This window comes from Pseudomonas sp. FW305-25, assembly GCF_017351415.1.
Taxonomy (GTDB): Bacteria; Pseudomonadota; Gammaproteobacteria; order Pseudomonadales; family Pseudomonadaceae; genus Aquipseudomonas; species Aquipseudomonas chlororaphis.
On the sequence record NZ_JACNDE010000071.1, the window covers coordinates 1 to 8,540 of the forward strand.

Annotated in this window: 10 protein-coding genes; 4 read left to right on the forward strand and 6 right to left on the reverse strand. The window is 66.9% G+C overall.

The features are described from left to right. Window positions 1-1,201, forward strand: a 1,201-nt coding sequence (locus tag J4E58_RS31595; protein WP_207255367.1) for a cytochrome c biogenesis protein DipZ, incomplete at its 5' end; no start/stop codon positions are given. A gap of 123 nt (window positions 1,202-1,324) precedes the next feature. On the opposite strand, the gene J4E58_RS31600 is transcribed toward J4E58_RS31595, so the two are convergent. Then, window positions 1,325-1,636: an AzlD domain-containing protein gene (locus tag J4E58_RS31600; RefSeq protein ID WP_009043562.1), complete on the reverse strand. Its 312-nt coding sequence runs from the start codon at window positions 1,634-1,636 to the stop codon at window positions 1,325-1,327. Next, window positions 1,636-2,334, reverse strand: coding sequence for an AzlC family ABC transporter permease (locus J4E58_RS31605; protein WP_053260894.1), 699 nt, complete (start codon window positions 2,332-2,334; stop codon window positions 1,636-1,638). The genes J4E58_RS31600 and J4E58_RS31605 overlap by 1 nt, the downstream gene beginning before the upstream one ends. 436 nt (window positions 2,335-2,770) lie before the next feature. Here J4E58_RS31605 and J4E58_RS31610 point away from each other — a divergent pair, with 436 nt between their 5' ends. From J4E58_RS31610 to J4E58_RS31620, 3 genes are all read left to right on the forward strand, one after another. Next, entirely contained in the window at window positions 2,771-3,427 is a 657-nt protein-coding gene (locus J4E58_RS31610; protein WP_087087607.1) for a ribonuclease T2 family protein, read from the forward strand. A gap of 86 nt (window positions 3,428-3,513) precedes the next feature. Continuing rightward, window positions 3,514-4,434 (forward strand): pyridoxal-phosphate dependent enzyme, encoded by a 921-nt coding sequence (locus tag J4E58_RS31615; RefSeq protein ID WP_007920994.1) that lies wholly within the window; start codon window positions 3,514-3,516, stop codon window positions 4,432-4,434. Window positions 4,435-4,491: 57 nt separating this feature from the next. Further along, window positions 4,492-5,121, forward strand: coding sequence for a LysE family translocator (locus tag J4E58_RS31620; RefSeq protein ID WP_053260897.1), 630 nt, complete (start codon window positions 4,492-4,494; stop codon window positions 5,119-5,121). Between the two features lie 179 nt (window positions 5,122-5,300). On the opposite strand, the gene J4E58_RS31625 is transcribed toward J4E58_RS31620, so the two are convergent. From J4E58_RS31625 to J4E58_RS31640, 4 genes are all read right to left on the reverse strand, one after another. Further along, a complete protein-coding gene (locus tag J4E58_RS31625) occupies window positions 5,301-6,086 on the reverse strand; it encodes a hypothetical protein (protein ID WP_087087605.1) in 786 nt (261 codons plus the stop codon). Between the two features lie 86 nt (window positions 6,087-6,172). Next, a complete protein-coding gene (locus J4E58_RS31630; protein WP_007920988.1) occupies window positions 6,173-6,526 on the reverse strand; it encodes a DUF2493 domain-containing protein in 354 nt (117 codons plus the stop codon). After that, window positions 6,514-8,223, reverse strand: coding sequence for a Na/Pi cotransporter family protein (locus tag J4E58_RS31635; RefSeq protein ID WP_087087603.1), 1,710 nt, complete (start codon window positions 8,221-8,223; stop codon window positions 6,514-6,516). Before J4E58_RS31635 ends, J4E58_RS31630 begins: the two co-directional genes overlap by 13 nt. Before the next feature lie 21 nt (window positions 8,224-8,244). Then, complete coding sequence (locus J4E58_RS31640) at window positions 8,245-8,460, reverse strand: hypothetical protein (protein WP_007920984.1); 216 nt, start codon at window positions 8,458-8,460, stop codon at window positions 8,245-8,247. Window positions 8,461-8,540 lie beyond the last annotated feature (80 nt).

An 8,540-nucleotide genomic window follows, 5' to 3' on the forward strand; every position in this document is an offset into this window, starting at 1 on the left:
CGGCGGGGTCCTGACCATCCTCAGCCCCTGCATTCTTCTGGTGGTGCCGTTCCTGTTCGCCCGGGCCGACCGCTCGCGCGGCTCGGTGCTGCTAACCCTCGGCGGCATGGCGCTGACCTTTGCCCTGGTGTCGAGCCTGGCGGTGGTCGGCAGCGACTGGATCGTCCGGGCCAACGGCATCGGGCGCCAGCTGGCGCTGATTGTGCTGGGGCTGTTCGCGCTGTCGCTGATCTTTACCCGCTTCGGCAACTGGCTGGCGCGGCCCTGGGTCAGCCTGGGCAATCGCCTGGACGGCCTGCGCCTCGATCGGGCGCGCAAGGTCTCCGGGCCCTTGGCGGCGTTGTTGCTGGGGGTGGCCACCGGTCTGCTCTGGGCGCCCTGTGCCGGGCCGATTCTCGGGGTGATCCTGACCGGCGCCATGCTGCAAGGGGCGAGCGCCCAGACCAGCCTGTTGTTGCTGGCCTACGGCCTGGGCAGTGCCCTGTCCCTGGGGCTGCTGATCTTTGCCGGAAGAGGGCTGGTCAACCGGCTCAGGCCGTCCCTGCCGGCCACCGCTTGGCTGCGCCGCGCCGCCGGTTGTCTGGCGTTGCTGGCGGCCGTGGCGATCGGCAGCGGGGTGGACGACCGCCTGCTGGCCAGCACCTCGTCCCAAGGCGGCGCGGCCCTCGAGCAAGGCCTGCTGAAGAGCGTGCCCAAGGCCCTCGACTACCTGATCGACAAGGCTGGCGCGGCACCCGCCGAGACGCTGCCGAGCAAGGGCCCGATGCCTTCGCTGAGTGGCGCGGTGCAATGGCTGAACTCGCCGCCGCTGGACGCCGAAGCCTTGCGCGGCAAGGTGGTGCTGGTGGACTTCTGGACCTACGACTGCATCAACTGCCAGCACAGCCTGCCGTATGTGAACGCCTGGGCGAAAAAGTACGCCAAGGACGGGCTGGTGGTGATCGGCGTGCACACCCCGGAATACGCCTTCGAAAAGGTCATCGACAACGTCAAGGCCCAGGTGCGCAAGCTGGATATCGGCTACCCGGTGGCCATCGATAACGACTACGCGATCTGGCGTGCCTTCGACAACCAGTACTGGCCGGCCCACTACTTTATCGACGCCCGCGGCCAGGTGCGCTACAGCCACTTTGGCGAAGGCAGTTACGAGACGCAGGAGCAGGTGATCCAGCAGCTGTTGCGCGAAGCCAAGGCGTCGTAAATGGGGGAGTCAGCGGTCGGTGGTTTGCGAGGCGGTGTGTTCAGTTACACCGCGTCGCCGCCATCGCCGGCAAGCCTGGCTCCTACAGAGACCCCGTAGGAGCGCAGCTTGCGCGCGAAGCTCTTACAACCACCACCGCAGCAGAAAAAAGAACGCCATGCTCAGCAGCATGCTGACCAGGGTGTTGCGGGTGTAGATCACCAGCACGATGGCCACCAGCGAGCTGATCAGGTACGGGTTGTCGTAGGCCAGGTTCAGCTGGTGCTCGGGCATGAACACGATCGGCCCGCAGATCGCGGTGAGCATGCCCGGTACGGCAAAGCCGAGGAACTGCCGGGCGTTGCTGCTCAGGCGCACCGGCAGGCGCGGTTCGAGAAACACATAGCGGTTGAGAAACACCAGCAACCCCATGCCGAAAATCACTGCCCAGACCATCATGTGCGCTCCCGGTAGAACTTGTTGCAGAGAAAACCCGCGGTCATGCCCATCAGGCCCGACAGCACCAGGGCCGAGCCCCATTGCCAGTAGCTGAACAGTACCGAGCAGAACAGCGATACGGCCACGCAGACCACGGTCGGCACGTTGCGCACCAGCGGCGTGATCAGGGCGATAAAGGTCGCGGCGATGGAGAAGTCCAGGCCCAGGTGTTCGAGCCCGGGAATAGCGCGCCCGAGCACGATGCCGGCCAGGGTGAACAGGTTCCAGGCGATGTAGAAGGTCAGGCCCACGCCGAGGGCGTACCAGCGATCGAACTGCTGCTTGTCGTGCTGGCTGGTCAGGGCAAACAGCTCATCGGTGAGCAGGAACCCCAGGCCGACCCGCCAGCGCCCCGGCAGCGGCGCAATCACCGAACGCATGCTCATGCCGTACAGCAGGTGCTGGGAGGTCAGCAGCAGGGTGGTGAGCAGGATCGAGAAAATCCCCGCGCCGCCCTTGAGCATGCCGATCGCCACCAGCTGCGCGGCGCCGGCGAAGACGATGCTCGACAAGCCCTGGCCTTGCAGGGGCGTGAGATTGGCCTCGATGGCCATGGAACCGGCCAGCAGCCCCCAGGGCGCGGTGGCCAGGGACAGCGGCAGGATGGCAACGGCGCCGCGCAGGAACGCGGTGCGGGGAAGAAGAACGCTGGACATGACAGCCTGCAATCAAGGAACGGGAACCGACTGTGCCAGCCCGCGACGGAAATGGCTTGAACGATCTTGCGCACTTGGCGCCGATGGTCGTTATTTCGTTCACCCCGCAGATGCTTCTGTAGGAGCGGCCGGTCGACGCTCGATTGCCGGCGATTGGGGTAACGCGGTGTGCCTGATACGACGCCTCGCGAGCAAGCTTCGCTTCTACAGAGGCTAGTATTCACCGCGAGTCCATGACCGGTTCGTAATCTGTCGGCCATGGCGCCAACCCGATCTGTCTGCTACAACGCTTCGCTAGTATCGACCGGCTTCTCCCGCGGAGAAGCCGGCCTGTCATCTTCCTGCAACAGCCCCGTGCCAAGAAGAGTGTCTGGCCGCTACCGGCCAGGTCACTACGGGGCCGTTCATTCACTGCCCCATCCCAAGGAGAGGGTCTATGAGAAAACTGTTCGCAACCGCGGCACTGGCCGCGCTGATGATCTGCACCGTCGGGGTCAGCCAGGCACGAGAGGCGCGGCAGCAGCGCGACTCGGTCGCCGGGGTGTTCGACTACTACCTGTTGTCGCTGTCCTGGTCGCCGACCTTTTGCCTGACCCATCCGGAAAACGAGCAGTGCTCCGGCAAGGGCTACGGTTTTGTCCTGCATGGCCTGTGGCCGCAATACGCCAAGGGCGGCTGGCCGCAATCCTGCCCGCCCTTGACCCCGCTGACTGCTGAAGAGCGGGCCAAGGGCCTGACCCTGTTCCCCACCGCCAAGCTGATGGAGCATGAATGGAGCAAGCACGGCACCTGCAGCGGTCTGGGCGCCATGGGCTACCTGGAGACCTCCGACCAGGCCCTGGGCAAGGTGAAGATTCCCGAGGTGCTGGAACCTTCGACCACCGTGCATTACTTCGAGGCCCGGGAGATCGAGCAGTTGTTCCGCCAGGCCAACCCGGGCATTCCGGAGAAGGGCGTAGCGGTGTTGTGCAGCGGCCCGGAACTCTCCGAAGTGCGGGTCTGCCTGGACAAGAACCTGGGGTTCGGCGCCTGTGGCAAGGGCGTGCGCACCCAGTGCCGCCAAGGCGATATCCGCATACCGCCGATTCGCTGACCGGCGAGCGGCCAGGAGGGAGGCGGCATAGGCTAGCCTGAGCATCTATGGTTGCAAGACGCCCGTCTTCGCCCAAGGAGCCCATGATGCTGCATATCCGCACCCCCCTGATCCTGCATCCCGGGTTGTCCACGGCCACCCGGCGTATCTGGCTCAAGCTGGAAAACCTGCAGCCCGGCGGCTCGTTCAAGATGCGCGGCCTGGGCCTGCTCTGTACCCAGGCGGCGCGGCAGGGCAAGCGCCGCGTGGTCTGTCCCTCCGGCGGCAATGCCGGGCTGGCCACGGCGATGGCGGCGGCCAGCCTTGGCCTGCAAGCCTGCATCGTGGTGCCGCAGACCACCGCGCAAACTACCCGCGAACGCATCGCCCGGACCGGCGCCGAGGTGCTGGTGCATGGCCAGGTCTGGGATGAAGCCAACGAACGCGCACTGCAACTGAGCAGCGCTGCCGACAGCGAATACGTGCCGGCCTTCGACCATCCGGTGCTGTGGCAAGGGCACAGCAGCATGGTCGATGAAATCCTCGAAGACTGTCCGCAGGTCGACACGATAGTGGCGTCGGTGGGCGGCGGAGGCTTGTTGGCCGGCATCCTCACCGGCCTGCTGCACCACCAGCGCCAGGACTGCCGGATCATCACCTGCGAAACCACCGGCAGCGCTTCCTTTGCTGCGGGGCTGGCGGCCGGGCACCCGGTCAAACTGGCGAAGATCGACACCGTCGCCAGTTCCCTCGGCGCGGCCCAGGTGGCGGCCTGGCCGTTGCAGCAGATCCAGGGTTTTCCCTATCAGTCGCTGGTGTTGTCGGATGCCGAGGCGATCCTCGGCGTGGTGCGTTATGCCGATGATCTGCGGCAATTGGTGGAGCCGGCCTGCGGCGTCTCGCTGGCGGTGGCCTACCTCGATCACCCGGCCATCGCCGCGGCGCGGGACGTGGTGATCGTGGTGTGCGGCGGCGTCAGCATCAGCGCCCGCCAGGTGGCGGACTGGGGCGCGTCACTGCCGGGCTGAAAGCGCCTGGTGTATGCTGGCCGACCTGTTGTACCTGTGGTTTTACGGAGGGTTCGGATGGACGCCACCACATTGTTTTTGTACGTCGTCACCGTCAGCGCGGTGATGATGACCCCGGGGCCGTCGATGCTGCTGGCTCTCAATAACGGTGCCACCCATGGCATGCGCATCGCCGGTTGCGGCATGGCTGGCGCGATGCTGTCCGACCTGCTGCTGATCGGTGCGGTGGGCTGCGGCCTGGGGGCGTTGCTGCAAGCCTCCGAGCAGCTGTTTTCCATCGTCAAGTGGGGCGGTGCGGCATACCTGTTGTACCTGGCGTGGGTGCTGTGGAAGGCGCCGACAACGGCGCTGGCCGCGCAGAGCAGCGGCGCTGCCAGCAGCGGGCGCGGGGCTTTCATGCGCTCATTGCTGGTGGGGCTGTCGAACCCCAAGGGGTTGCTGTTTTTCTCGGCCTTCCTGCCGCAGTTCGTGCGCCCCGACCAGCCGGTGGCGCAGCAGTACCTGATCCTGGCGCTGGTCAGCACGGCGATCAATTGCGTGATGATGGCGACCTACGCCTTTGGCGGGCGCTATGCCATGCGCACCTTCTCCGCGCGGGCGATGCTGTGGATCAACCGCAGCTGCGCCGGCATGCTCGCGCTGCTGGCGCTGGGCCTGAGCCTGTATCGGCGCAGCGATATCCGCTGAGTCTGCATTAGTCTGACCTGCCGGCGCGCTGCGCCTATCGCCAGCAAGCTGGCTCCTACAGGCGTTGCGGCGAGCGCGGACTCGCGGCAGGCGCCGATCCTGTAGGAGCGCAGCTTGCTCGCGAGGCGGTGTGTCAGGCACACCTCGTTGTCCCTGGCGCGACCTTTCTGAAACAGCCTCTAGAACCTCAAGGTCGCGCCGCTGGTCAGCCAGCGGTCGCGGCCTTCGTTCAACTGGCCACCGAGCACCAGGTCGAGGTCCAGGTTCGCCCCCAGGTGCAGCCGTGGCCCGGCTTGCCAGGCCTGCTCGCCGCCGCGCTGGCCGTAACGCTCGGCGACCAGGGTCAGGCGTTCGCCCAGGTCGTATTCGAAGCCGCCGCCCCAGGTCCAGTGGTGGTTCTGCTGGCCGTCGTCATAGGCGTGGGCCCAGCCGGCGTTGAGGTTCAGGCGCAGGCTGTCCAGGGGCTGATAAGTCAGGGGCAGGCTGATGTCGCCACCGTCGAACGAGTGGTTGCGGTTGAGGGCGAAATGCGCGGACGTCGCCAGCGCCAGTTGCAGGCCCAGGTCTTCGCGGTTCCACAGTTGCGCCTTGAGTTGCGGGCTCAGCTGGGTTTCGCCGTGGCCGTCCTCACGGTTGCGCTCAATGGCGGCGCCCACCTGCAGCCAGGGCAGGCCGGCGAAGGTGCAGGCCGGGGAGATCACCGCGCCATGGTTGGAACCCTGGTGACGCAGGCTCTGGTACCAGATATCCAGGTTGCACTCTCCCGGGGCGTTGATCGCGCCATCGTCCACCACATAGGCGCCGCCCGCGGCGTTGGCCTTGGCGACCAGGGTCAGCAGGCCGATCAGGCTCAGGGTGATGGTGACGAACATCAGGTTGCGCCGCAGCATGCGCCGTTTCGCCGGGGGCAGGTCGCGGGTGAGGCTGGCGAAGCGGTTGTGGCGCGAAGGGCTGTATTTGGACATGTCGGTTCTCGCTAAGGCATGGGCAGCGGCCGCGCTGTGTGGGCCGCTGCGTAGTCGAGTGGGGAAGTAGTCGAGTGGGAAAAGGGTCATTGCCAGTCGCTCACTGACAGGGTCTGGATGCCGGCGGCCCTGGCCAGGGCCACCAGCTCTTCGGTGTCGTCGCCGCCGGGCAGGGCGATCACCATGTCGGGCCGGCTGTCGCGCAACATGAAGGCGTTGCGCAGGCGTTCGGCGAGCTTGCCGTGCAACTGCCAGTTGGCCGGGTAACGCACGATGTCGGCGCCGATTTCCCGGCCCCAGTCTTCTATTTCTGCGCCGAGGAACTGGCTGCCGCCGTGGATCAGCACCTGCACTTCATGCAGGCGCTGAAAGGCGTCGAGTACCCGCCGGCACAGCTGGACGTCGGCGCAGTGGCGCCCGGCGCAGATCAGGACACGCATCGTGCGGTCTCCTGCGCCGTCGGCTGGATGCTCAACGGGTTGTCCAGCAGCATTTCGCCCAGTTCGGCGTTATCCAGGTCGCGCTCGCCGGCCCGCTCCAGCGCCGGATAGGCCAGGGCCGCGATGTGGTGGTGCACGCGCCGGTAGTCGCGCAGCACCCGCTGGAAAATGTCGCCGGACTCGGCCCAGGCCGTGCGGTCTTCGCGCAGGCTGCGAAAGTGCTCGCGGCTGGCGTCGGCTTCCAGCCGCCTGACCAGTTCCTTGCGGTTCACCAGTTGGTGGGCGTTGGCCAGGTCTTCGCGCAGGAACACGGTGATCGCCAGGCTCAGGCTGTCGACCACGGCCTGGTGCAAGGGCTCGATGCAGTCCAGCTCGAACACCGAGAACTGCTCGCCGCGCCGCAGCCGGCGCGCCGCCAGTTGGGTCAGGCTGCTGGAGAGGATGTCGCCGGCGTGTTCCAGGTTGATCACAAACAGCAGGATTTCCTGGGCACGATCGGCGTCCTGGTCGCTGATGCCGTCCTGGCCGATATCCGCCAGGTAGGCGCGGATCGCCGCGCTGAGCAGGTCCAGCGACTGGTCGATGCGCCGCACCTCATCGGCGCCGGCCGGGGTCGAGGCCTGGAACAGGCGCAGCACCCGGTCGAGCATCAGCGACAGCATGTCGGCCAGGCGCAGGGCCTCGCGGGCGGCGTTGGACAGGCCGATATTGGCCACCGCCAGGCCGGCTTCGTCCAGGTAGTGCGGCATGCCCGGGTCGACGTCGCGCGGCGGCTCCGGCAGCAGGCGGCTGAGCAGCGTCGCCATGGGCCCGGTCAGGCCGATGAACAGCAGGGCCAGCACCAGGTTGAACAGGCTGTGCAGGTACACCACCTGCAGGCTGGCATCGAGGGCGGCGACCGGCGCGCTCTGGGCGATCCAGGGCAGGCACGGCAGCAGCACGGCGGCACCGCACAGGCGCACCAGCAGATTGCCCAGGGGCAGGCGCCGGGCGACGCTGGAGTCGGCGTTGAGCAGCGACGGCAGGGCGCCGCCGATATTGATCCCCAGCACCAGGGCCATGGCGGTCACCGACGACAGCAGCCCGGTGGCGGCCAGGGACGCCACCAGCAGCACCACGGCGACGCTGGAATGGCACAGCCAGGTCAGCAGCGCCGCCGCCAGCAGGGCGATCAGCAGGTCGCCGTCGAGGCCACGCATCAGCGCGGCGAACACCGGCGTGCCTTCCACTTCGCCCAGGGTGCCGCCGAGCATGCGCAGGGCCAGCAGCATCAGCCCCAGGCCGATCAGCGCGCAGCCGAGGCTTTCAAAACGCGAGTCGTCGCGCAGGCGGAACACGATAAAACCCGCCAGCAGCACCAGCGGCGTGAGGATCGAGATATCGACGCTGAGCAGTTGCACCACCAGGGTCGAGCCGATATTGGCCCCGAGCATCACCGCCAGCGCGGGGGCCAGGCCCAGGGTGCCGGTGGCGGTAAAGGAGCTGGCCATCAGGCTCACCGCGGTGCTGCTTTGCAGGACCCCGGTGATGGCGATGCCGGACAGCAGGGCCATCCAGCGGTTGTTCAGGTGCTGCCCCAGCCACTGGCGCAGCTGGGTGCCGAAGCCGCGCAGCAGCGCCGAGGAAATCATCTGGGTGCCCCACAGCAGCAGGGCGATGGAGCCAGCGAGGTTGATCAGCAGAGTAGTTCCCGACATGAGGACTCTCCCTTGTGTGTTTCATGGCTTGGCGGATCGCAGCAGGCGGATGCAGCGGCGATGAAGGGCGCTGGCAAAGCCCAGCAGCAGGCGGATCTCGACCCCGCTCAGCAGGCCCCGGGCATATAGCCGCACGCTGGCCTTGGTCAGTAGGGTGGCGATCCGCTCCAGGACGATCACCAGCAGCGCGCGCAAGGCGCGTTCGGCCGATGACAGCAGCTCGATGATCGGTTTCATGCTGGGTGCTCCACTTGGGCGGGGCCCGGTGTTTGCGATACCTGGATGGGCGGTGCCTGGGGTAGCGCCGCCTTGCGGCT